This is a genomic window from Mesorhizobium sp. M2E.F.Ca.ET.209.01.1.1 (assembly GCF_004010375.2).
Taxonomy (GTDB): Bacteria; Pseudomonadota; Alphaproteobacteria; order Rhizobiales; family Rhizobiaceae; genus Mesorhizobium.
In genome coordinates, this window is the sequence record NZ_SADP02000007.1 from 20,968 (window position 1) to 43,269 (window position 22,302).

21 protein-coding genes, 1 tRNA gene and 4 pseudogenes are annotated in these 22,302 nt (G+C 63.3%); 14 read left to right on the forward strand and 12 right to left on the reverse strand.

Annotated elements, in window-relative coordinates; all coding sequences use genetic code 11:
- The first annotated feature begins 165 nt into the window (after positions 1-165).
- From EN852_RS14870 to EN852_RS14885, 5 genes and pseudogenes are all read left to right on the forward strand, one after another.
- Positions 166-1,155: a LysR family transcriptional regulator gene (locus EN852_RS14870; RefSeq protein WP_127876073.1), complete on the forward strand. Its 990-nt coding sequence runs from the start codon at positions 166-168 to the stop codon at positions 1,153-1,155.
- Between the two features lie 105 nt (positions 1,156-1,260).
- Positions 1,261-1,599 carry a protamine-2 (modular protein) gene (locus EN852_RS14875; RefSeq protein WP_127876072.1) on the forward strand — a complete coding sequence of 113 codons (339 nt, stop codon included), beginning with the start codon at positions 1,261-1,263 and terminating at the stop codon, positions 1,597-1,599.
- 677 nt (positions 1,600-2,276) lie between these two features.
- Entirely contained in the window at positions 2,277-2,435 is a 159-nt protein-coding gene (locus tag EN852_RS40855; RefSeq protein ID WP_189545955.1) for a hypothetical protein, read from the forward strand.
- A 44-nt stretch (positions 2,436-2,479) separates the two neighbouring features.
- Positions 2,480-2,731, forward strand: a complete 252-nt coding sequence (locus tag EN852_RS14880; protein WP_127876120.1) for a hypothetical protein — start codon at positions 2,480-2,482, stop codon at positions 2,729-2,731.
- Positions 2,732-3,296: 565 nt separating this feature from the next.
- Positions 3,297-3,797, forward strand: a pseudogene (locus EN852_RS14885) (tyrosine-type recombinase/integrase); the annotation flags it as partial.
- Positions 3,798-3,800: 3 nt separating this feature from the next.
- Here the strand turns inward: EN852_RS14885 and EN852_RS14890 are convergent.
- The 4 genes and pseudogenes from EN852_RS14890 to EN852_RS14905 form a co-directional block, all read right to left on the reverse strand.
- On the reverse strand, positions 3,801-4,088 hold the full coding sequence (locus EN852_RS14890) for a hypothetical protein (protein WP_127876070.1): 288 nt from the start codon (positions 4,086-4,088) through the stop codon (positions 3,801-3,803).
- Between the two features lie 11 nt (positions 4,089-4,099).
- Positions 4,100-4,492: a hypothetical protein gene (locus EN852_RS14895; RefSeq protein WP_127876069.1), complete on the reverse strand. Its 393-nt coding sequence runs from the start codon at positions 4,490-4,492 to the stop codon at positions 4,100-4,102.
- A 152-nt stretch (positions 4,493-4,644) separates the two neighbouring features.
- Positions 4,645-4,718, reverse strand: a tRNA-Gly gene (locus EN852_RS14900).
- Between the two features lie 56 nt (positions 4,719-4,774).
- Positions 4,775-4,903 (reverse strand): annotated as a pseudogene (locus EN852_RS14905) (ATP-binding protein); the annotation flags it as partial.
- A gap of 196 nt (positions 4,904-5,099) precedes the next feature.
- Between EN852_RS14905 and EN852_RS14910 the strand changes: the two are divergent.
- From EN852_RS14910 to EN852_RS14920, 3 genes are all read left to right on the forward strand, one after another.
- Positions 5,100-6,080 (forward strand): hypothetical protein, encoded by a 981-nt coding sequence (locus tag EN852_RS14910; protein WP_127876068.1) that lies wholly within the window; start codon positions 5,100-5,102, stop codon positions 6,078-6,080.
- A complete protein-coding gene (locus EN852_RS14915; RefSeq protein WP_127876067.1) occupies positions 6,077-6,874 on the forward strand; it encodes a galactosyltransferase Lgt5 in 798 nt (265 codons plus the stop codon). Before EN852_RS14910 ends, EN852_RS14915 begins: the two co-directional genes overlap by 4 nt.
- A 96-nt stretch (positions 6,875-6,970) precedes the next feature.
- The gene (locus EN852_RS14920) at positions 6,971-7,240 is read left to right on the forward strand and encodes a DUF6460 domain-containing protein (protein ID WP_181166832.1); all 270 of its coding nucleotides are present in this window, start codon (positions 6,971-6,973) and stop codon (positions 7,238-7,240) included.
- A gap of 57 nt (positions 7,241-7,297) precedes the next feature.
- Here the strand turns inward: EN852_RS14920 and EN852_RS14925 are convergent, their stop codons facing one another.
- The gene (locus EN852_RS14925) at positions 7,298-8,209 is read right to left on the reverse strand and encodes a histone deacetylase (RefSeq protein ID WP_127876066.1); all 912 of its coding nucleotides are present in this window, start codon (positions 8,207-8,209) and stop codon (positions 7,298-7,300) included.
- Between the two features lie 118 nt (positions 8,210-8,327).
- Between EN852_RS14925 and EN852_RS14930 the strand changes: the two genes are divergently transcribed.
- A complete protein-coding gene (locus tag EN852_RS14930) occupies positions 8,328-9,665 on the forward strand; it encodes an MATE family efflux transporter (protein ID WP_189546004.1) in 1,338 nt (445 codons plus the stop codon).
- A 37-nt stretch (positions 9,666-9,702) separates the two neighbouring features.
- Here EN852_RS14930 and EN852_RS14935 read toward each other — a convergent pair whose 3' ends face one another.
- From EN852_RS14935 to EN852_RS14945, 3 genes are read right to left on the reverse strand one after another with little or no spacing between them, the layout of a single operon-like run.
- A complete protein-coding gene (locus EN852_RS14935) occupies positions 9,703-10,665 on the reverse strand; it encodes a cysteine synthase family protein (RefSeq protein ID WP_127876065.1) in 963 nt (320 codons plus the stop codon).
- 24 nt (positions 10,666-10,689) lie between these two features.
- Positions 10,690-11,763, reverse strand: a complete 1,074-nt coding sequence (locus tag EN852_RS14940; protein ID WP_127876064.1) for a quinone-dependent dihydroorotate dehydrogenase — start codon at positions 11,761-11,763, stop codon at positions 10,690-10,692.
- Positions 11,760-12,107, reverse strand: coding sequence for a DUF952 domain-containing protein (locus EN852_RS14945; RefSeq protein WP_189545957.1), 348 nt, complete (start codon positions 12,105-12,107; stop codon positions 11,760-11,762). The genes EN852_RS14940 and EN852_RS14945 overlap by 4 nt, the downstream gene beginning before the upstream one ends.
- A 111-nt stretch (positions 12,108-12,218) precedes the next feature.
- Here EN852_RS14945 and EN852_RS14950 point away from each other — a divergent pair, with 111 nt between their 5' ends.
- Complete coding sequence (locus tag EN852_RS14950) at positions 12,219-12,656, forward strand: hypothetical protein (RefSeq protein WP_127867480.1); 438 nt, start codon at positions 12,219-12,221, stop codon at positions 12,654-12,656.
- A gap of 189 nt (positions 12,657-12,845) precedes the next feature.
- Positions 12,846-13,505, forward strand: coding sequence for a response regulator transcription factor (locus EN852_RS14955; RefSeq protein WP_127306323.1), 660 nt, complete (start codon positions 12,846-12,848; stop codon positions 13,503-13,505).
- A gap of 100 nt (positions 13,506-13,605) precedes the next feature.
- On the opposite strand, the gene EN852_RS14960 is transcribed toward EN852_RS14955, so the two are convergent.
- Positions 13,606-14,862 (reverse strand): MFS transporter, encoded by a 1,257-nt coding sequence (locus EN852_RS14960; protein WP_127876063.1) that lies wholly within the window; start codon positions 14,860-14,862, stop codon positions 13,606-13,608.
- A gap of 122 nt (positions 14,863-14,984) precedes the next feature.
- Positions 14,985-15,640 (reverse strand): annotated as a pseudogene (locus EN852_RS14965) (O-methyltransferase).
- A gap of 84 nt (positions 15,641-15,724) precedes the next feature.
- On the opposite strand from EN852_RS14965, the gene EN852_RS14970 reads away from it, so the two are divergent.
- Positions 15,725-16,360, forward strand: coding sequence for a TetR family transcriptional regulator (locus tag EN852_RS14970; protein WP_127876062.1), 636 nt, complete (start codon positions 15,725-15,727; stop codon positions 16,358-16,360).
- Positions 16,361-16,375: 15 nt separating this feature from the next.
- On the opposite strand, the gene EN852_RS14975 is transcribed toward EN852_RS14970, so the two are convergent.
- Positions 16,376-19,861 carry a PAS domain-containing hybrid sensor histidine kinase/response regulator gene (locus EN852_RS14975; protein ID WP_189545967.1) on the reverse strand — a complete coding sequence of 1,162 codons (3,486 nt, stop codon included), beginning with the start codon at positions 19,859-19,861 and terminating at the stop codon, positions 16,376-16,378.
- 343 nt (positions 19,862-20,204) lie between these two features.
- Here EN852_RS14975 and mscL point away from each other — a divergent pair, with 343 nt between their 5' ends.
- Both mscL and EN852_RS14985 read left to right on the forward strand, forming a co-directional pair.
- On the forward strand, positions 20,205-20,627 hold the full coding sequence (gene mscL, locus EN852_RS14980) for a large conductance mechanosensitive channel protein MscL (protein WP_127876060.1): 423 nt from the start codon (positions 20,205-20,207) through the stop codon (positions 20,625-20,627).
- A 101-nt stretch (positions 20,628-20,728) separates the two neighbouring features.
- Complete coding sequence (locus tag EN852_RS14985; protein ID WP_127876059.1) at positions 20,729-21,895, forward strand: pyridoxal phosphate-dependent aminotransferase; 1,167 nt, start codon at positions 20,729-20,731, stop codon at positions 21,893-21,895.
- A 255-nt stretch (positions 21,896-22,150) separates the two neighbouring features.
- Here the strand turns inward: EN852_RS14985 and EN852_RS42335 are convergent.
- Positions 22,151-22,302: pseudogene (locus EN852_RS42335) on the reverse strand (5-aminolevulinate synthase); the annotation flags it as partial.

Consider the following 22,302-nt stretch of genomic DNA (forward strand, 5'->3'; position numbering starts at 1 on the left):
GTTTCAATCGATACGAATTCGCTCGTTACCGACCCCTGCGCCTCGGAACGCGCGAAGGGTGTGGCCCTTTGACATAACTGTCAAATGCGATCTTTGGTGGTTGCTATATCGAAACTGATATGGCTTAGAGGGTTGAACGGAAACCCGCTGCGGAGGTCCAGGATCATGGCGGCAATGCAAGATTTCGGCGCGATTTCAGGTGGTTACGAGAAATCGCCGGGAGACGGCGAGACGCTGCTGCGCAGCGGCCTGAGCCTCCGCCACATGCGCATGATCACCGCGCTGGACGATCACGGACGGGTGAGCGCCGCCGCGCAGGTCATGAACATCTCGCAGCCCGCCGCGTCCCGCATGATCGCCGAGATGGAGGCGGTGCTCGACGTCAGATTGTGCGAGCGGCTGCCGCGCGGCGTGACGCTGACCCCTTATGGCAAGGCGCTCGCGCGGCGCGCCCGCTCGATCCTGCTTGAGATGCGGGAGGCCGATCGCGAGATTTCCGAGCTCAAGGCCGGCAAGGGCGGCTCTGTGTTCCTCGGCGCGGTGACGGCTCCGGCAATCGAGTTGGCCGTGCCGGCGATTCGCGAAATCCGCCGCATCTATCCGCGCATCGAGATCACCATGCAGGTCGAGACCTCCAACGTGCTTGCCCGCGAGCTGATTGCCTCGCGCCATGACTTCATCATCGCGCGCATTCCCGACGACCTTAACCCGCGGCTCTTCGAATCGCGCGTCATCGGCGTCGAGAAGGCTTGCCTGATCGTGCGCCGCGGCCACCCTCTGGCGAGCGGCAAGATGGTGAAGCTGGAAGACACGGCAGCCTATGACTGGGTGTTCCAGTCCGGCGGCTCGCCGCTGCGCCAAGCGATGGAAAGCAACTTTTTGAACCGCGACATTCCGCTGCCCGACCGCATCCTCAACACCTCGTCGCTGTTGCTCACCCTGGTGATGGTGGCGCAATCCGACGCCATCGCGCCGGTCTCGATCCAGGTCGCCAGGTTCATCCAGGGGGCCGACGGGTTGGCCGGCGCCATCGACGTGGTTCAGACCGAGTTCGATATCGAGGTCCGGCCCTACAGCCTGATCACGGTCAAGAATCGCGTGCTCTCGCCCGCCGCGAAAATGCTGCACGACTTCATCTTGCGAGAAGTGGGGTGATGGAACGAGAACGCTACTTCTACGTTCAAACCGATCGGTCGCTCACTGGAGCCCGTTGCGGGTGAGGGAAGAGCCGCCGATGCTCAACAGCTCGGGAGGTTTTTGATGGAACGTCGGTTGTTTCTGACTGGAATGCTTGGCGTTGCGGGGGCCGCGGCACTTGCAAGCCTGGCGGGGCCTAGCAAGGCTGTTGCCGGTATTCCCGGCGGCAACGGGATCCTGGACGAGCTCGACAAGCCGGACAACGCGGTCTTCGAAGGCGACGATCCGGCCGAACTGGAGCTGGTCTCCCACCGCCGTCACCATCACGGAGATTGGCGCTGGCGCCACCGCCGGCGTCGCCGCCGGCGCGGCTGGAGGCACGTCTGCCGCCGCTACTGGCATCATGGCCGTTGGCGCCGTCGCTGCTGGCGCGAGCGCTACTGGATCAATATCTGGCTGTAGCTCAGGCGGCCGTTAAGATTTGAGCGATATGGGATCGGGTCTTGCAAGGTAAGTGCAAGGCCCGATGCCCTGTTCGGAGACACTCTGCCGGATGTCGACGTCGCCGAAAATCTGGATCAGGTCCGAAGGCTGGTAATCGTGCTGCCTCTTGCTGTTAGCGGCAGGTCACACGGACCATGCGCAGCGTGTCGATAAGCTTCGACAGCGGATAGTCGCGGTACTTCGGGCTGTAGGGTTCCGGAATAGGAACGAAAAGAGAACAAATTCCTTGGCCGTCAAGCCGGTTTATGGAATCTTTTCATCATGGACCGAGGAACCGACGCCTCCCTGAGGGACGATTGCGAAGCGCCCCAGTGGGCCGATCGGGGATGTCTGTGAGCATGCACGATGCAGCAAGGATGCCGGCTGGGGATTCGCGCGCCGGCGGCCGGTATACATTGCTTGCGTTTACAATCGTGTTCTGTTTCCTGATAGGTGGAGGAGGTGGTAGCTTATGAGAGAAGAATCTGACGGATACGTCCTTAAGTATTACCCCGTTGACTTTATCAATAAAGCAATCGAAAAGTTGAATGAAATATACCCCGAATGGCGCCAGAAATATATAACAAGACTTGCGGATGATGACGACTATGTCGAAGACGTGGATCGGTGAATATCGTTATAAACACGAGGAAGACGTGGCAGAATTTGAAAGAACGATGAAGTCTATTGAAAAACTATTTGAAATAGCCGGTGAGGACAACCGTCGAAAATTTTTACGCGATGTCGTCAATAGGATAGGTCAAATTATTATGCCAGAAGTTCGAAAGGAAAAGGGAAGGCGCGGCGAGGTTTGAGGGCCGAGGTCTGGGAAATGTCGAAACCGAGCCTTTCTCAACACATGATCAGCCCGCCCAAGCAGCCTGACGAATACGCTGATCGGGAGATCGATTGCCAGCAAGCCATGGAGCCCGGCTTCCAAGCGATCGTCGATTGCATGGTCGAGTCCGGCTGGACGCATGAGGAAGCCAAGCGCGCGCTACGCCGGTTGATTGCGGCCGACAATATGACCCAGAAGGAAAACGCCAAGGTCGAGGCTGAGCTCGCGATCGCGCGGGCGATGATCAGAGCAGGGAGAGCGCTTGACCCGTGAGCGCTGAAGGCAATAGATTTAGCTGGGCAAAGTTCTATTAATGGGGGAACATACAGAATGAGGGTTGGCGTCACTGTTATTGTGGCAATCGCGTTCAATGCGGTTTTTCCATTTATTGCGAATGCTGAAGGAAGGTCCGCGGCGTACGAGGGCGGATACATAATGGCGGCTTATGGTACGTGCCCTGTAACAGCTATATACGGCTCTATGAGCAAATTCATCAAATACCAAGGCTCAAAGGATTATAACCGGGGTTTTGCTGCTTTCGAAGCAGCGTTCAAGAAGGGGACCAGCCGCAGTAAATTGTGCTTCGATGCAGCACGCGACGGTAATTTCTTTAGTGTACTAGCGCCTCATCCACCGGCTGAATAGTCCGGCACGATCCGTTCCTTGCCATCCTTGCGCGCCTGCTGGCCGTACATCCAGGCATAGGTGATGCGCTCCTGGTCTTTCTTAGCCACGGCCATCGTAATCCTCCCAGAAATCGCGCAGCATCGCGTGGCGAAGCGTCTCTTCGCCCTTCAGGAACCGCACTCTGCCTGAAAGGCACGGCTTCATCGGCCCGCTGAAGGCCGTCTGCTCGAAGGAGGTGGCCTTGGCGGTGGACCTTGCCGCGCACACGGGCCTGCGCGTCGGCGACCTGATCCGCCTGTCCTGGTCGCATGTCGGCGAGGACGCGATCACCATCACGACCGGCAAGAGCAAGCACCGGCGAGAGGCGGTGATCCCGCTTTACGACGCGCTGCGCGACGTCTTGGCCAGGATACCGCGCCGCTCGCCGGTGATCCTCACGTCGAGCAAGGGCCGGCCGTGGGTAAAGGACGGGCTCGGCAGCTCCTTCGTGAAAGCCAAGAAGGACGCGTGGCCCGAAGGCGAAAACCTCAACTTCCACGACCTGCGCGGCACCGCCTGCACGAAGTTCTACATCGCCGGCCTTACCGAACGCGAGATCGCCGAGATCATGGCCTGGGAGGAAGAGACCGTCTCCCGCATAATCCGCCGCTACGTCAGCCGCAGCGCCGCTATCAAGGAGCGGATCCGGAAGCTGAACGAGGCGACGAATTGACCTTTAAGGGTCACCCCAGGGAGTATTCAGCCAGTCGGCCAATTTCTTCCCGGATGCGTTGGTGCTCGAGGACGCGGCCCAGGTAATATCTTCGGGAAATTCAAAAACGACGACCCGAGCCGTCGGATTAATAGCCCTTACTTTGTCTCTAATTTCCTTGGCAGAAACGTTGTCCTTCTTAGTTGTAAGGAGCCATAGGTTCTCGATCCAATGCCACCAAGCCCCTTTAGGGCCAATATAGTCCCGAAACTGCTTCTCTTGATCTGCATCCAGGCTGTCGATACCGATCACGAACCGTCTTCTCATGACCGATCCTTAGTCTGCTTTATGGTTCCACCTTCTATCGCCTTGGCGGGCGAGACCGCCTCATCGGCTCGAAAGAGACCGGCAGTGCTATCTCCGATCAATTGATGCTCTAGCGCAAATTTTTGAAGGGAATATTTCTCTGAGCGGAGTGCGTCAGGGTTTGAGATCAGACAGAACGTGTAGGCGCCGAGATAGAGGATGACTGTGCAAAAAAGCATTACCGAATCAGCTATTAAAAGCCACTCCGGGCCACGAACCCACGCAGAAAGCGCGAGTGAAGCCACCAAGAGAGCTATCAGCCAAGCAAGCGGCTTCAAAACGTCCGACCGAGACAACGTAGCGTTCATCTGCTCCCGAAGGAGCGACACCAGTTGCGTAAAATCAGCCATATGGCGGCCTCTTCGAATCACGAACGCGTTCTATCTAGCTGGTAGAACCCAACCGCGGTCGAACATCATTGGAACAAAAATTGTAAAACCGTCTGTAAAACCACCATTGCATTGTCATTTAGGAATTCGGCACTAACCCTTGCGCTATAAGGTGGAGCGGGTAGCGGGAATCGAACCCGCGCGTTCAGCTTGGGAAGCTGACAGGCTACCATTACATCATACCCGCGCGACCCCTCGTTACCATGACGCCGACGCCTCAAGCAATCGGCAAAACGGAACCTCCTACGACGGTGAGGTGGGCAGCTCGATGCGCACGCGGGCGCCCCGCTCCGAGCCGCTTAGGATCCTGACCGTGTCGCCGTGCAGCTCAGCGATCTGCCGGACAAGGTTGAGGCCGAGGCCGGCGCCGCGCGACTGTTTGCAGCGATTTGCTACGTTTGGATTTACGCAAAATTAGGCTTTTCGCGGAGCCGGCGTCATCCGTGCCACCGGACCGAAGCTGTCGCTGTCCCGGCGAAAGCATGAGCGGCATTGCCCGAATCTCTCGACATGAATTACAAAAGCCGGGGTTTAGCTTGCCGCGAAGGACGCTGCCTGCCAGGCAACGGTGCCCGCGACTGCGGCGGTCTGGGGCATCGTGTTGCGGATCATCTATTTCTATTCCGACACTCATCCTTACGAAAAGGCGATCTATCCGGGCGTCGGCCCGGCTTTTGCGCGGCCGCTCGGCTGGGAAGTCAGGCCGATCAGTGGGCTGGATGCTGGCGATTTCGACACCGGCGTCGTCGACAACCGTGTCGAGCAGACAGACGTAGCGCGCCTCAGGCGTTACCTCGAACGTCCCGCGAAGAGCCGGCCTCCGATCTTTTTTCGGATCAGCGACCCCGACATGCCGGACACGGTCAATCCCAACGTCCGCTTCATCTTCAATTGCGCCGACCTTCCCGGTGTCCATTACGCCACGACCTACGACCCCGAAGGTCCGTTCCTGGCTTTCACAAGGCGGCTCAAGACATCCGGCGTTGCCCGTCTTCCATTCGCTTACGATTCGGCGCGGGAGATCGACGCCCCTCTTCGAGGCCGCAGCCGCAGGCTCTTCCTTTCGGGCGCCAATTCACGAGAGCTCTATCCGGTCCGCTACGCCTTGCGCCGCAGGCGGCGCTGGTCTCCGTTGCTGAGACACCTCGTCCACGACCTGAAGCATCCAGGCTATCCCGAACAAGGCCGGCCGCCGCGGCACGACATCACCCATGAGCGTTTTGTCGCTCTTGCCGCTCGCTTCACGCACTTCCTCTTGTGCGGCACGCGGTTCAATGTCGAACTGATGAAATATGTCGAGTGCGCTTATGCGGGTTCGGTACCCGTTGGCGTGCCGGCGAACTCCCTCAGCGCGGCCGCGAAGCAATGTTTTCGACCGTATACGGCCCGCTCGCTGGACCTGATGAGCGATCTGCGCGAACCGATCTTGGAACTCGAAAGTCGTGCGGTGGCCTATCGCGATGCCATGCGCGAATTGCGATCACCGCCAAAGATCGTCGGCGAATTCATTGCTCAGGCAAGCGCCATCGCGGCTAGGCGTGCCGCATGACACCGATGGAACCCGTCGTAAACGCCCTTTGGATCGGCCGCGCGCTCGGCGAAATCCATGCTGCCTGTCTGCGTTCCTTCCTGCTCGCCGGGCACCAGGTTCGTCTTCACTGTTACGACGAGCCGGACAATGTGCCCGAGGGTGTCGAGATTTTCGATGCCTCCCGGCTGATGCCGAGGGAACGCATCGTCACCTATAGATCCAACGGCAGTCCTTCATTGTTCTCCAACCTCTACCGGTTGAAAATCCTTGAGGCCGGAATGGGCCTCTATGTCGATTGCGATGTCTATTGCCTGAAGCCGATTCCGCAAGCCGCCTACATTTTCGGCTACCAGACCGACACCGAACTCAACGGCGCCGTGCTGAAACTGCCCTCGGACAGCGACATGCTGCGCGAGGCGCTGAAGATGGTCGATGATCCCTACTTCATCGCCCCCTGGCTCGGCGAGCGCAAACGCCGACGCTACCATTGGCGCAAGGCGATAGGCGTGCCGATCGATATCTCGCACTATGGATGGGGCATGCTCGGGCCCTGCGCGATGACCTACTTTGCCGGCAAGGCCAGCGTCATCGATCACGCCTCGACCATCGACATATTCTATCCGGTCCACTACGCCCAGGTCTCGTTGTTGCTCGACCCTGGCCTTTCGATCGGGGACATCGTGACCCCGCGCACGCTCTGCATCCATCTCTGCGACAACTCGCTCAAGGAGCGGCTCGGCAACCGTCCTATCCCCGCCGGTTCTCCGCTCAGCCAACTGCTGGAGCTCTCCAACTTGCCGGCCGGCGGCTGACGCAGGCTCCCTCTCGCATGCCGTCGGCTTGATGGTAGACAGCCGAGTGCGTATCTCTGGTACCGCGCCGCCGAATCGGGCGGCTCGAACCGGAGAATGGCCTTGTCCGCACTGACGCGCTTTCTTGGCGACACGCCGCTCAGGGTGTTCCTGAAGCTGCTCGTGGTCTCCTTTCTCGTGGGCCTCGTCATGCATGCCTTCGGCTGGTCGCCGATGGACGTCTTCTACGGTATCCGTCAGTTCTTCGTGGATCTGTGGAATCTCGGCTTCCACGCCATCGACCGCTTCCTCGGCTATATCCTGCTCGGCGCCGCGATCGTCGTTCCGGTGTTCATCCTGCTTCGGATCGCCAGCTACAGGAAGTAGTAGGCAGTAGGGACTGTCTTTCCCTATTGCCTACTGCCTATTGCCTACTGCCTAGGTTTAGCAATCCGCTGCGTATCGGGCAGCCACCTCGAAGAGAATGGCGTGGCGCGCGGCGAGTGCCGGTACATCGGTCGAGTAGCCGCCGCCGATGACGCCGCATAGCGGAACGTCGTGTTTACGGAAATGGCCGATGACCATGTCTTCGCGGGCGCGGAGGCCATCGTCGCTCAGCGCCAGCCGGCCGAGCCTGTCCTCGGCATGCACATCCACGCCCGCATTGTAGAAGACGATGTCCCAGCTTCTTTGCCTGGACAGTTCCGGCAGGATGGTGGCGAGCCGCTCGAGATAGGCGGCGTCGCCGGTGCCGTCCGGCAGTGCGATGTCGAGGTCGGAAGCGATCTTGCGCACCGGATAATTGCGCTCGCCATGCATGGAAAAGGTGAAGACGCGCGGTTCGTCTTTCAGAATGTCGGCCGTGCCGTCGCCCTGATGCACGTCGAGATCGACAATCAGCACGTTTTCGACGGCGCCTTCGGCCAGCAGCGCCAGCGCGGCGACTGCAACATCGTTGAAGGTGCAGAAGCCGGCGCCCTGCGCGCGCCTGGCGTGATGGCTGCCGCCGGCGGCGTTGCAGGCGATGCCGTGTTTCAGCGCCAGCCTGGCCGCCAGCACGGTCCCCGCCGTGGCGAGCTGAGCCCGTAGCGACACGCGCGGGCCGACCGGAAAGCCGATCTCGCGCTCTATCACCTGCGGCACCTGGCAGGCGATCACCTGGTCGACATAGTCGGCTGCGTGCGCCAGCTTCAGCCGTGACGCCGGCGCCGGTTCCGGCATCGAAAGCGCGCCCGGCGCGGCCAGCCCGCGCATACGCAGGGCCTCCATCAAAAGCGGATATTTGCTCATCGGAAAGCGATGGTTGACGGCGAAGCCGGCGTCATAGTCGGGGTGATGGACGATCTGTAGCGGCATGTATCGGGGGCTGCGCCAGGTTTGGAATTCGGTTGGCAGTCCGGCGGATGTGGTTGCGTGACGCCGGCAAACTGGGGCACATCGGGTCCTCGATCAAGCCGCAATCAAACAGGCAGCAATCCCCTTGGACGCGACTGAAGCCGATGTCAGGTCCTTCGCCGTCACCAACCGCTCGGTGCTGGCGATCGCCGTGCCGATGACGCTTGCCTATCTGACGACGCCACTGCTCGGCATCGTCGACACGGCGGTGGTCGGCCAATTCAGCGACGCGGCCCTTCTCGGCGGCCTGGCGGCGGGATCGCTGGTCTTCGACGTCGTCTTCACCACCTTCAACTTCCTGCGCTCGGGCACCACCGGCCTTGTCGCCCAGGCCTTCGGGCGCGGCGATGCGCTGGAAGAGCAGGCGGTGCTGTGGCGCGCCGTGCTGATCGCGGTCGTCGCGGGCGTCATACTTGCGGCCCTTTCGCCGCTCTTTGCCGTGGCCGGCCAATGGTTCATGGGTGCCGAGCCGCGCGTCAGCGCGGCCATGTCGATCTATATCCGCATCAGGCTGCTCGCCGCCCCCTTCTCGCTGATCAACTACGCCATACTGGGCTACGTGCTGGGGCGGGGCGAAGGCGGGCTCGGGCTGATGCTGCAGGCGGTGCTCAACGGCATCAACATCATGCTCTGCTTTCTGCTCGGCCTCGAGCTCGGCTGGGGTGTTGCCGGCGTCGCCTGGGCGACGGTCACCGGCGAGTTCCTGGCCATGCTGCTCGGCCTTGCCATCGTGCTCAACCGCTTCCGCAGGCTGGAGCGGCCGTCGCGCCGCCGCATCCTCGATTTGCCGGCCTATCGGCGCATGCTGTCGCTCAACCGCGACATCATGATCCGCTCCTTCTCGCTGCTCGCCGCCTTCGCGCTGTTCACCAGGCAGGGCGCGCAGTTCGGCACTGTGACGCTTGCCGCCAACGCCGTGCTGATGAATTTCTTCCTCGTCGCCGGCTATTTCCTCGACGGTTTTGCCACCGCCGCCGAGCAGTTGGCCGGGCGCGCCATCGGCGCGCAGGCGCCTGCTCCCTTCCGGCAGGCGGTGCGGCTGACGCTGATCTGGGGTTTTGGCCTCGCGGCCGCCGCCAGCCTTATCCTGCTGACTGCTGGCGCGAGCCTGGTGGCGCTGGTCACGACCTCGCCGGAGGTCCGCGAAGTCGCCGACATTTATCTCCCCTGGGCGGCCTTCACGGCGCTGAGCGGCGTGCTGGCCTTCCAGATGGATGGCGTCTTCATCGGCGCCACCTGGTCGCGCGACATGCGCAACATGATGCTTTTGTCGTTTCTCGCCTTCAGCGCCGCGCTCGTCACGCTGGCGCCGGCCTTCGGCAACAACGGGCTATGGGCGTCGCTGCATGTCTTCCTGCTGGTGCGCGGCGTGAGCTTGCTTGCGGTGCTGAGGCTCAGGGTGCGCACCGCATTTTAGCCCCGATTGGTCGGCTCCGGCCGAGCGCTGGCGTTCCTCAGCTCCAGAGGTCGGTCGAGAGGTACTTCAGCCCGGAGTCGCAAATCACGACGGCGATCATCTTGCCCGCTTGATCGCCGCGTAGGAGACGCAGCGCGGCGGCCACGTTCGCTCCGGAGGAGAAGCCGGCGAAGATGCCTTCGGCGTGCGCCAGCAGGCGCGTGGTCTCGCGTGCCTCGTCGCCGGAAACCTGAAGATAGCCATCGACGGGCGCGTCGGTCAGGAACGCCAGGTCCGGCATGGCGTAGCCGCCGCCTTGAATGGGGTGTTCGGGTTGGGTGATCGTCTCGCCCGCCGCCGCCGCGGCGCCCTCAGGCTCGACGATGAAACACTTGATCAGGGGATTGCGTTCCTTGAGCGCCCTCGCCACCCCGGCATAGGTGCCGCCCGAGCCGATGAAGTCGACGAATGCGTCGACGGCGCCATGGCTGGCGTCCCAGATTTCCGGGCCGGTCCCGTGATAATGCGCAAGCCAGTTGCCGTCGCGATGGAACTGGTCGGCGCGGTAGGCGCCTCGTTCCGCCGTCACCGCTCTGGCGGCCTGCTCGACGAGCGCCAGATCGCCGCCCGAGACCTGCCCCGGCACCGACCCCGGCAACTGGTCCACCAGAATCACTTCAGCGCCGAGCGCCGTCATCATTCGGGCGCGCTCTTCGGAGTTGCCCTTCGACATCACCGCGACGAAGGGGTAACCCCTGACCGCGCAGACGATCGCGAGGCCCGTGCCCATATTTCCGGAGGTAAGCTCGACCACCGTTTGCCCCGGTTTGATGGCGCCGGATTTTTCGGCCTCCTCGATTATTCCAAGCGCCGCACGATCCTTCTTGGAAAAGCCCGGATTGAGATATTCCAGCTTGGCGAGGATTGCGCCGTCGACGCCCGCCTGCGCCGTCAGCCGGTCGAGCCGGACCAGTGGCGTTCCACCGATCGCGTCCACGACGGAACTCAGAATCTCGGCCATCTTCCGTCCTCCTGATGCTGTGCGTCAGAGTCGTTCGGACCAGCTTGCGCAGCCGCTGTCGCGCAGCTCCGCGATGGATTTGAGCCGTTCCCGCTCCACGAAGCGCGCCATGCCGGCAATGATGCGCCCCGGCAACGCCGGCCCGGCGTAGATCATGCCGGTGTAGAGCTGGACGAGATCCGCGCCGGCGCGGATTTTCTCCAGCGCCGTCTCGGCGGAGTCGACGCCGCCGACACCGATGATTGCCATCTGCGGTCCGAGCAGCTTGCGCATCCGGGCCAGAACCGCGGTCGAACGCTCGAACAATGGTTTTCCCGAGAGGCCGCCGGCTTCATTGGCCACGCCGCCGCTCCGCAATCCGGTCCGCGCCAGCGTCGTGTTGGAGACGATGACGCCGTCGATCCTCTTCTCGGCGGCCTCGGCGGCGATGTCTTCCAGTTCCGCCTCGACGAGATCCGGCGCGATCTTGAGGAAGACCGGCGGCTGCGCGGCGGCCGCGGCACGCGCGGCCATCACCCGCGCCAACAATTCGCCAAGCTGCTCGCGCGCCTGCATGTTCCGCAGGCCCGGTGTGTTGGGCGAGGAGATGTTGACGGTCAGATAGCTCGCATGGGGCGCGAAGCGGGCGACGCCGCGCTCATAGTCGCCGATGCGGTCGGCGCTGTCCTTGTTGGCGCCAATGTTGACGCCGACAATGCCCGGCCGCCCCTTGCGCGCGGCAAGCCGTTTTTCGGCGGCCGCATGACCTTCATTGTTGAAGCCCAGCCGGTTGATCACCGCCTCGTCCGCCGTCAGGCGGAAGATGCGCGGCTTCGGATTGCCGGGCTGCGGCAGCGGCGTGATGGTGCCGACTTCGGCGAAGCCGAAGCCAAGCCCTAGCAGCGCGTCCGGCACTTCGGCGTTCTTGTCGTAGCCGGCGGCCATGCCGATCGGATTCGGGAAGTCGAGCCCGCAAAGCCTGATCTTGAGCCGCGCGTCGCGTGGCGCCGTCGCTCCGACCGGCAGCCCGCAGCGCAAAGCCGCGATCGACAGGCCATGCGCGGTTTCCGGATCGAAGGAGAAAAGCAGCTTCTGGCCGATCCGGTCGAGCACGCTCATTCGTCCTCCAGCGCCGGGAATTCGTGGCCGCCGGCGCCGAGCGGCAAAGGCTTGGCCCAAAGGACGGCATCGAGAGCGAGTGGGGCGTAGAGATGCGGGAACAGCGCGCCGCCGCGTGACACCTCGTATTTCAGCGCGTCGCCCAGCTTTGCCGCGTCGACGGCGACCAGCAGCAGACCCCTCTGGCCGGCGAAATGTTTCGCCGCCGTCTCGCGCACCTGCGCAGCGGTGGAAAAATGGATGAAGCCGTCGGCGAGGTCGATCGGCGCGCCGGTGAAGCGCCCGTTCTTTTCGGCCTCGCGCCACAGCGCCTCGGGGGCGATCTTGTAGATAATCTGAGACATTCTCGCGCTATAGTCTGAACCGAAGGAGCGGGAAAGGCTTGAAGCTCGACTCTTCCCCATTTCCGGCGCAAACCTGTGATAGCCGGCCTTCACTGGCTCATGGAGGACGATATGCGTCTGCAGCACATCCTGATCCCCGCGGCGCTTTGCTCGTTGGTTGCCGCTTCCGCCTTTTCCGAGGAGACCGACCACTACCGTTTGGAGAAGTCGGCCAACGGCTATGTCCGCATGGATACGAGGACCGGCGCCATGTCGATCTGCGAGGAGCGCACCGGCCAGCTCGTCTGCAAGATGGCGGCGGACGAGCGCGCCGCCTACCAGGACGAGATCGACCGGCTGGACAATTCGGTCAAGGCGCTCGACGCGCGGGTCGCCAAGCTTGAGAATTCGCTCTCCGCCCGGCTGGAATCGCAACTGCCGAGCGAAGAGGATTTCAACAGGACCATGGGCTACATGGAGCGCTTCTTTCGGACCTTCAAGGACATCGTCAAGGACATGGACAAGGAAGACGGCGACGGCGGCGGCAAGCTGAACCAGCAGAAGACCTGAGCCGGGGCGCAATTCCAGGAAAAGTGCACAGCGGTTTTCCGTCCGGAATTGCGCAAACAAAAGCCGGGCCGCCCCTTGGGGAAAACCCGCACGGGGCCTTTGCCGCTTGAAAAAGCGCCGCGCCGCCGCATAATCATTCCGGTCCCCGCAAGAAGCACGAAAATGATGATGGGATCGGGGGAGGAATATTTGCCGTCGGGCCACACTTTCGTCATTGCCGACGACCATCCGCTTTTTCGCGGCGCGCTGAAGGAGGCGCTGGCCGGTATCGGTGATGTTGCCGCCATCCACGAGGCCGGGGATTTCGAAAGCGCCAAGGCGCTGGTGCTGGCCAATGAGGATATCGACATGGTGCTGCTCGACCTGTCGATGCCGGGCGCCAGCGGCCTTTCCGGCCTGATTGCGCTCCGCGGCATCCATCCGGCGGTGCCGCTGGTCGTGGTGTCGGCGCATGACGATCCCGTCACCATCCGCCGCGCCCTCGATCTCGGCGCTTCCGGCTTCATCTCCAAATCGGCCAGCATGGAAGAAATCCGCGCCGCGGTGCAGGCCGTCCTCGCCGGCGATATCGCGGCGCCCGCCGGCATCGAGCTCGGCGTCGAGCGCGACCCGGAGATCTCCGACCTGATCAAGCGCCTGCAGGCGCTGACGCCGCAGCAGACGCGCGTGCTCGGCATGCTGGCGGAGGGCCTGCTCAACAAGCAGATCGCTTATGAGCTCGGCGTTTCCGAGGCCACCATCAAGGCCCATGTCTCGGCCATATTGCAGAAGCTCGGCGTCGACAGCCGCACCCAGGCGGTCATCCAGCTTTCCAAGATCGGCAATGACCCGTTGCAGCCGGTTGGCTGACCGCATGCACTTCAGGCGAAGCTTTTTCACCCTGACTGGATCCGACCCGACGCGAAGCGATGATGCGGTCGCTTCGCGTCGGGTCGGCGGCCTGCGCCCGTCAGCGATAATTTTCGACGGCGGAGCCCAACTGCGACGAGGCATCGTCCTCGGTCGGGCCTGAAGGATTGCGAGCGTGCCCGATCGCCGCGCCGAGACCAAGCGAAGCGATGGCCACCAGCGGAATGCCGGCGATCCAGGGCAGGCGCGGCGCCAGCGCATAGAGTGCGGTGCCGATCGACGGCCCGAGCGAGTCCTTGAGGTCGACCGCCACGGAAGAAGCCGCCATATAGGAGGCGCGCCGCGCCGACGGCGCCAGCGCGTTGACGGCCGTCGGCACCAGCGGCCCGACCAGCATCTGTCCCACCGCGCAAAGGCTGACCGCGGCGACGAGCGAGATCATGGCCGGCGAGGCCGCCAGCAGCGCAAAGGCGGCGATGGTCGAGATGCCTGCGCCGGCTGCCAGCCAGAGGGCCGACCGCGTCTCGGCAAAGCGGCTGACCAGCATCTGCAAAGCGACCGTCAGGGCGGCCGCATATGCAAATAGCGCGCCGACACCGGACGGGGTGAGCGAGCCTGCATCCTGCGCGTAGAGCGGGATGACTGCCTCGATCCAGTTGCCGGAAATCTCGAACAGCACGACCCAGGCGAGCAGCTTCGCCAGGCGGCCGTCGCGGAAAGCCGGCAGCAGCGCCGACAGGCCGTCCTCTTCCTCCGCTTCGTCTTCGGCACGACCGCTGCCATGCGTTTCGGCGAATGCGACGATCATGACGATGCCGCCAAGGATGAGCATGCCGCCGCCGGCCAGGAACACGCTGCCGAGCGAAACGAGCGCCAGCAGCGCGCCGCAGGCCGGGCCGAGGATCTGCCCGGCGCTCGAGCTCACCCTTGCCATGCCGAACCAGCGCGGATGCGCTGACGGCTCGGTCACGTCGGCGATCGCGGTGAGGATGGTCGGGTGGAGCACCGACTCGCACATGCCTGTCAGGAGCAGCACGGCCGCGGTGGCGGCGACGCCATGGACGAAGAACAGCGCGATGAAGCCGCAACCGACACCGAGCGACGACAGGATCAGCACCGGCCGCCGGCCGATCCGGTCGGCGATGCCGCCGATCAGCGGCGCGGCGACAAGTTCGCCGCCGGCATAGCAGGCGAACAAGAGGCCGATGGCGCCGATCGGGATGTTCGCCTCGCTGCTCGCCGACAGCGGAAAGAAAGGCACCAGCGCGCCGTCCGCGAAACCGGCGCAGAAGAACAGGAAGAGGCCGAGCAGGGCCGGGCGCGGCAGCCCGCGCCAGGACGATGGGAGGATGGTCATGATGTCACCTACGCGTCGAAGGCTCGAAAGCCAGGAGGCCCGAAGGCCGGGATTGCGCGTTGGTTGACGTAAACGCCTACGGCTGCCCGACGGACAGCATGGGTTTATTGTTGGGAGCGTGTTCAGTTGAGCCGCATTGACAGCTCGACGTCGTCGCCGAACGGCGTCGACATGTAACCGCCGGCCGGGGCGCGCACCCGTTCCAGATAGTCGGGCGAGAAGTCGGCATTGTCTGTGATGACCAGCGCGCCGGGCCTGAGCCGGCTCTCGACGAGGCTCAATATCTTCGGATAGAGCGCCTTGGCGCCGTCGAGCAGCAAGAGGTCTATCCGGTCCGGCAGGTCCTTGCTCAGCGTTTCCAGCGCGTCGCCCTCGCGGATTTCCACCAGATCGATGAGACCGCCCTCTGTCAGATTGGATTTGGCCCGCACCACCTTGGACGGCTCGAATTCCGTCGTGATCAGGCGGCCGCCGCCATTATCGCGCAGCGCCGCGGCAAGATAGAGCGTCGAGATGCCGAACGATGTGCCGAACTCGACGATGATGCGCGCACCGGTGCTGCGCGCCAGCATGTAGAGCAGCGTGAGGTCTCCGGCGAGACCGCGAGCCACAGGTCCTTCAGGCTGCCGTAGAACTGGCGGTATTCGGTCTTGCTGTGAGTGAGGCGCGTCCGTTCCTCACGTGAGTAGCGGGCGATCGCCGGGCTGGTCGCCGCATCGGCTTCCTTGAACAGGCGCGCGAGCAGCGGAGCCAAAGGGGTTGCGGTCAAGGTGGTCATGACTGTCTCCGGGCGGGTTCTTGTGTTGCTTCGAAAAATACGAATAATCCTTCAGGTTTCCAATTCGCATTTCCGAGCGCGTCCGTGACCATTCGCCCAAGCCCTTCAATTTCCACCCGAAAACAGCCCAAACAGGCGCGCGCCACGGAGCTTGTCGCGGCCATTCTCCAGGCGGCCGCTCAGGTTTTGGCGAGCGAGGGGGCGCAGCGTTTCACCACCACGCGCGTCGCCGAAAGGGCCGGCGTCAGCGTCGGCTCGCTCTACCAGTATTTCCCGAACAAGGCGGCGCTGCTGTTCCGGCTGCAGAGCGACGAATGGCGCCAGACCACCGAGCTCTTGTGCGGCATCCTCGAAAACGCCGAGCTATCGCCGCTCGAACGGATAAGAACGCTGGTCCATGCCTTCATCCGCTCGGAATGCGAGGAGGCGGCGGTGCGCGGCGCGCTGAACGACGCCGCGCCGCTCTACCGGGATGCGCCGGAGGCGCAGGAGGCGAGGGCGACGGCGAACCGGACCGTCGAGGCCTTCGTGCGCGAGACGCTTCCTGACGCGCCGGATTCCGATCGCGCTCTGGCCGGCGAACTGATGATGAGGACGCTGAGCGCCGTGGGAGCGGATTTCTCGGAGAAGGAGCGGACGGCCGGCGAGATCGAAGCCTATGCCGACGCGCTCGCCGACATGCTCTGCGCCTATCTCAAAAGTCTCGGCCATCGTGGCTGAGGGCAGTCCATAAAATCACTCCGCCGCCGGCGCCAGCGGCCTGACCCTTGCCATCATCGAGCGCAGCACGGCGGGCTTCACCGGCTTGTTGACGACCGGAATGTCGAGCTGGCTTGCGGCGGCGCGCACCTCGCTGGAGCGATCGGCGGTGACCAGCACGCAGGGCAGGTCCTGGCCGTAGGCGGCTCGCAGCCTGGCGATTGCATCGAGCCCGGTGCCGCCGTCGAGATGATAGTCTGCCAGCACGACGTCCGGCCTCGCCCTGCCGAGCAGCACGAGCTCTGCCGATCCCGAAGCCGTCTCGACACGGCAGCCCCAGCCTTCAAGCAGCAGCCGCATGCCGTCGAGGATGCGCGCGTCATTGTCGATGCAGAGCACATTGAGCCCGGCAAGCGTCGATGCGGAGCGGGCCTGCGCCCTGCCGATCTCGCGCGGCGGCGCCGCGACTGCGGCGACCGGCAGGATGACGGAAAAGCGCGTGCCTTTGCCTGGGTTGGAGAAAATGCGGATTTCGAGCCTCAGCACCCGGGCGATGCGATCGACGATGGAGAGCCCCAGGCCAAGCCCTTCCGCTTCGCGCACGCCCTCATCGAGGCGCGTGAACTCATGGAAAACGGTGTTGAGCTTGTCGCCGGCGATGCCGATGCCGGTGTCGATCACCTGGATCTCGGCCAGTTCGCCGCGTCTTCTGACCCCAACCAGGATGCGGCCCTGGCGCGTGTATTTGATTGCGTTGGAGACCAGGTTCTGGATCAGCCGGCGCAGCAAATTGCGGTCGGTCATGACACCGAGCGAGGATGGGATGATCGTGAGCTCGAGCTTCTTTTCAGCGGCGAGCGGGCGAAAATCATTGCCGATCTGGCTGAGCAGTCCGCCGAGGCTGAAGGCGGTGTCTTCCGGCTTCATGGCGCCGGCGTCGAGCCGCGAGATGTCGAGCACCGCGCCGAGGATGGTCTCGACCGATTCCAGCGAGGACTCGATGTTGACCGCCGCCTTGCCGGCCGGCCCCTTGCCGGCCTTCTCGATCAGCGACGAGCAATAGAGCCGGGCAGCGTTCAGCGGTTGCAGGATGTCGTGGCCGGCGGCGGCGAGGAAGCGCGTCTTGCCGAGATTGGCCTCCTCGGCCAGCATCTGCGCTTGCGCCAGTTCCTCGTTGACCCGGGTGAGTTCGATGGTGCGGGTCTTGACCCGCTGTTCCAGCGATTCATTGGCCCGCTTCAGCGCCAGGTCCTGCTCGACGCGGCCGGAGATGTCGGCATAGGTGGCGACGATGCCGCCGTCGGGCATCGGGTTGGAGCGCAGCTCCAGGATGCGTCCGCTGGTCTTCAGCTCCATCTGCCATGGCCCGGCGAAGCTGGTTAGCCGGTTGAGCATCGTCACGCGCTGGTCGGCGGGAATATCGCCGCGTTCGGCAAGATGGCGCAGGATCCGGTCGAGCGACACGCCGACCTGGCCCATTTCGTCCGGCAGGTCGAACAGCAGCCGGTACTGCCGGTTCCAGCATATCAGCCGGAAATCGCGGTCGAAGACGGTGATGCCCTGCTCCATCTGGTCGAGCGCGATCTGTAAAAGGTCGCGATTGTGCTGCAGCGCTTCGGTGGCGTCGTCGAGCAGCTTGAAGGCATCCCTGGAATCGCGGTCGTTGCGGCGGAAGAGCAGCGACAGGATCAGCCGCGCCGAGGAAGAGCCGACGGCGCTTGCCAGCAATTGCTCCGAGAAGCGGATGACATCCATGCTCGCTTGCTCCTTGCCGTGGAGCGAAACGCTTGCGCTCTTCTCGAAGGACTGGAAGGAGCGCTCCGTGCGCTCGACGCCGAGATAGCGCGAGATCGTGTCCTTGAGATCGTTGACGGTGACGGCGGTGCGAAACCGCCTGAGGCTTGGCATCGGGCCCGCCTCGCGCGGCACGAAGATCGCCGCCTGGATGCGCTCAAGCGGCACGGACGCGCGCGACAGCGACCCCAGCACGAAGAACAGGGCGTTGACCGAGAGGCTCCACAGCACGCCGTGGTTCAGCGGCTCGCCGACGGTGCCGAACAGCGCCTGTGGCCTCAGCGCCTCGAAGCCGAACAGTCCATGGACGACGATGTAGGAACGGGGCCCGGCGAGCGAAGGCAGAAGAAGCGTGTAACCCCAGACGGCGATGCCCGCGACCATGCCGAGCGCGGCGCCCCGGCCATTGGCGCGGCGCCAAATCAGACCGCCGATGAGCGCCGGCGCGAATTGTGCGATCGCCGCGAACGACATCAGGCCGATCGAGGACAGCCGCGCGCTGTTGGTGCTCTCGCGGTAATAGAGGAACGCGATGAACAGCAGGATGAAGATGGAAGCGCGCCGTACGTTGAGGATCAGCGTCGACCAGTCCTCGTTCTCGGAAGAACTGGTCTTGATCACGCGGCGCACGAACAGCGGGATGATGAGATCATTGGAGATCATGATCGACAGCGCGACGCTTTCGACGATCACCATCGCGGTCGCCGCCGACAGGCCGCCGACGAAGGCGGCCATGGCGAGCACGTCATGGCCGCCGAGCAGCGGCAGCGACAGCACATAAAGGTCGCTGCTGGTCTTGGTGCCGACCAGCGACAGGCCGGCAAAGGCGATCGGCAGCACGAAGAGGTTGATCGCCACGAGATAGAGCGGGAACAGCCAGGTCGCCGTGCGCAGTTCGGCCTCGCTGCGGTTCTCGACGATGGTGACATAGAATTGCCGCGGCAGCATCAGGATAGCAAAGCCGCTCAAGGTGGTCAGCACCAGCCAGGTGGCTAAAGAGGTGTTGTAGCTCATCGCCTGGCGTACCTGACCGTTCGCGGCGAGCTTGGCGAACATATCGCCGGGGCCGCCGAAGATCAGGAACGTCACCATCAGCCCGATGGCGAGAAAGGCGGCAAGCTTCACCATGGTCTCGACCGCAACCGCCAGAACCAGCCCGTCCTGATGCTCCGTGGCGTCGGCGTGGCGCGTGCCGAACAGCACCGCGAACAGCGCCAAAAGCATCGCCACCACCAGCGAGATATCGCTGACAAAAGGATCGAAGCTGGGCGGCGAGCCGGTATAGTGCTCGATCATCAGGCTGACCGAGCCCGAGATCGCCTTGAGCTGCAGCGCGATATAGGGCACCGCGCCGATCGTGGCGATCAGCGTCGCGATCGCCGCGACGGTGAAGCTTTTGCCGTAGCGGGCGCCGAGAAAGTCGGCGATCGAGGTGATCTTCTCGCTTTTCGCCAGTCGGACCAGGCGGTTGAGCAGCGGGAAGCCGAACACGAAGACCAGCACCGGGCCGGTATAAATGCCGAGGAATTCGAGGCCGCGCTCGGAGGAAAGGCCGACCGAGCCGAAGAAGGTCCAGGAGGTGCAGTAGATGGCCAGGCTGAGCGCATAGATGAACGGCCTCGCCCGGCCGAGCCCAGTGGCGACGGCACGCCGGTCGCCGACACTGGCAATGGCGAAAAGCAGCGTCACATAGGCGATCGCGATGATGACGACGAACCAGCCTTGCACGGCCCGCGCTTCCTCCCTGGCCGGTCTCCCATCCGGCCTGCCCAACCAATTCCGGGCAAAATTACCAGGCGATTTGCCGTCCGGAATTGCGTCAGAACAAATACCCAAAGCGGCCGGGCATTTCGATGAAACGCTCGACCGCCCTGACGCAACCACAGCTCGGGGCCCAAGTCCATCGCGGCTTTCGGCGCATATGCGGCCGATGACGAAGCGTAGCACAAACCGGTGCCTCCGCTGTTTTTCCGGTTTTGCAGCCGGGGGTTTTTGTTATTGTGGGCTGGGGCCAGCGCCGAAGGACAATCGGTGAGGCGGCAGCGCGGCCCGTCACGGCAAGGAGGGTCGAATGCTGAAAGAATTCCAGGAGTTCATTTCCAAGGGCAATGTGATGGACCTGGCCGTCGGCGTCATCATCGGCGCCGCCTTCGGCAAGATCGTTGATTCGCTGGTCAACGACATCATCATGCCGATCGTCGGCGCGATTTTCGGCGGGCTGGACTTCAACAATTACTTCTTCGGGCTGTCCTCGAACGTCCATTCGGCCGCATTGGCCGATGCCAAGAAAGAAGGCGCCGTCTTCGCCTATGGCAGCTTTATCACTGTGGTGCTGAATTTCCTGATCCTTGCCTTCATCATCTTCCTGATGGTCAAGGCGGTGAACAATCTGCGCAAGCGGCTTGAGCGCGAGAAGCCTGCCGCTCCTGCCGCGCCGCCGCCGGCCGATGTCGCGCTGCTGACCGAAATCCGCGATCTGCTCGCCAAGAAGTAACGCAGAGTGGAACCTCTGGACCAAAACCCCGGCTCCAGGCGGCCGGGGTTTTTCGTTTAGCGATCTGATAAGAGCGCTGACGACACGAACACGGATTTGCCATGACCATTACCGAGACCTTGCGCGCCGAAGCCCGCGCCGCACCCGAAAGCGGCATCGTCGCCGTCATCAACCATGGCCGCCTGCGCGAAGGGCTGATCCCGCTCTGGGCCGGCGAGGGCGATCTGCCGACGCCTTCCTTCATCAGCGATGCCGCTGCCCGCGGGCTCGCCAGTGGCGAGACCTTCTACACCTGGCAGAAGGGCATTCCCGAGCTCCGGCAGGCGCTCGCGCGCTACTACGCCAGGCATTTCGGCAAGATCTTCGCCGAGGAGGAGTTCATCGTCACCGGATCCGGCATGCATGCCATCCAGCTGGCCATCGACGCCATCGCCGGCAGCGGCGACGAGGTGATCTACCTCTCTCCCGCCTGGCCGAATTTCGCCGCTGCCGCCGGCGTGGCGGGCGCCGTGCCGGTGCCGGTCACGCTCGACCAGTCCGGCAATGGCTGGTCCTGCGACGTTGACAAGATCGCCTCCGCGATCACGCCGCGCACGAAGCTGTTGTTCATCAACACGCCGTCGAACCCGACCGGCTGGACGGCCGACAGGGAGACGCTCCAGGCGATCCTCGATCTTGCCCGCGCAAGGGGCCTTTGGATCATCGCCGACGAGATCTATTCGCTGTTCCACTATGGTCATGGCCGCGCGCCGTCCTTCCTCGACATCGCCACGGCCGAGGACCGTATCCTGTTCGTCAACAGTTTTTCCAAGAACTGGGCGATGACCGGCTGGCGCGTGGGCTGGATCAAGACCCATCCAGCCTTGCAGCAGGTGTTCGAGAACCTGATCCAGTACTCGACCTCGGGCGTCGCGCAGTTCATGCAGCGCGGCGCTGTCGCCGCCCTCGACGAGGGCGACGACTTCATCACCGAACAGGTGGAGCGCGCGCATGCCGCGCGCGATCTGGTCTGCGATATACTGGGCGAAACCGGCAAGGCGCGTTTCACCGTGCCGCAGGGCGCCTTCTACCTGTTCTTCAGGGTCGACGGTCTCACCGATTCTCGAAAAGCCGCCTTCGACATCGTCGACAATGCCAATGTCGGCCTGGCGCCGGGCACCGCCTTCGGTCCCGGCGGCGAGAGCTTCCTCAGACTATGCTTCCACCGCCGCCTCGATCAGCTCGAGGAAGCGGCGCATCGCCTGGCGAGGTGGATGAAGACTGTGTAGCCGAGCCGTCGACGAAGCCCGGATTGAAACTCGCTCCGGTGAGTCAGCCGGTGTGACTTTCGAGAACCGGAGCGCAGCGGACATTCAGGGTGAGCACGCGCATGACCCCGAAGATCGGATTCGATCTTCGGAAAGGATCATGCGCCAAATTGAAATTGCTACAGCGTCCTTTGCGCGTCCGAAATGGACGCGCGGCGCTGTAGAAGCGCAGAAAGTTGCAGCGGATGGCCGCCGGAGTAGAGATTAAAACGGGCTTCAGCCGCCTGACTTCGGAACAAGCAGCGGAATGATGCGGTCGGTCTTGGCGACGGCGGGACGGCCTGAGCCGGCATAGGGGATGCCGAGCGCATCCCAGGTCTCGACCAGCGCGTCCTGCAATTCGGCAATCAGCGCGTCCGAATGGAACG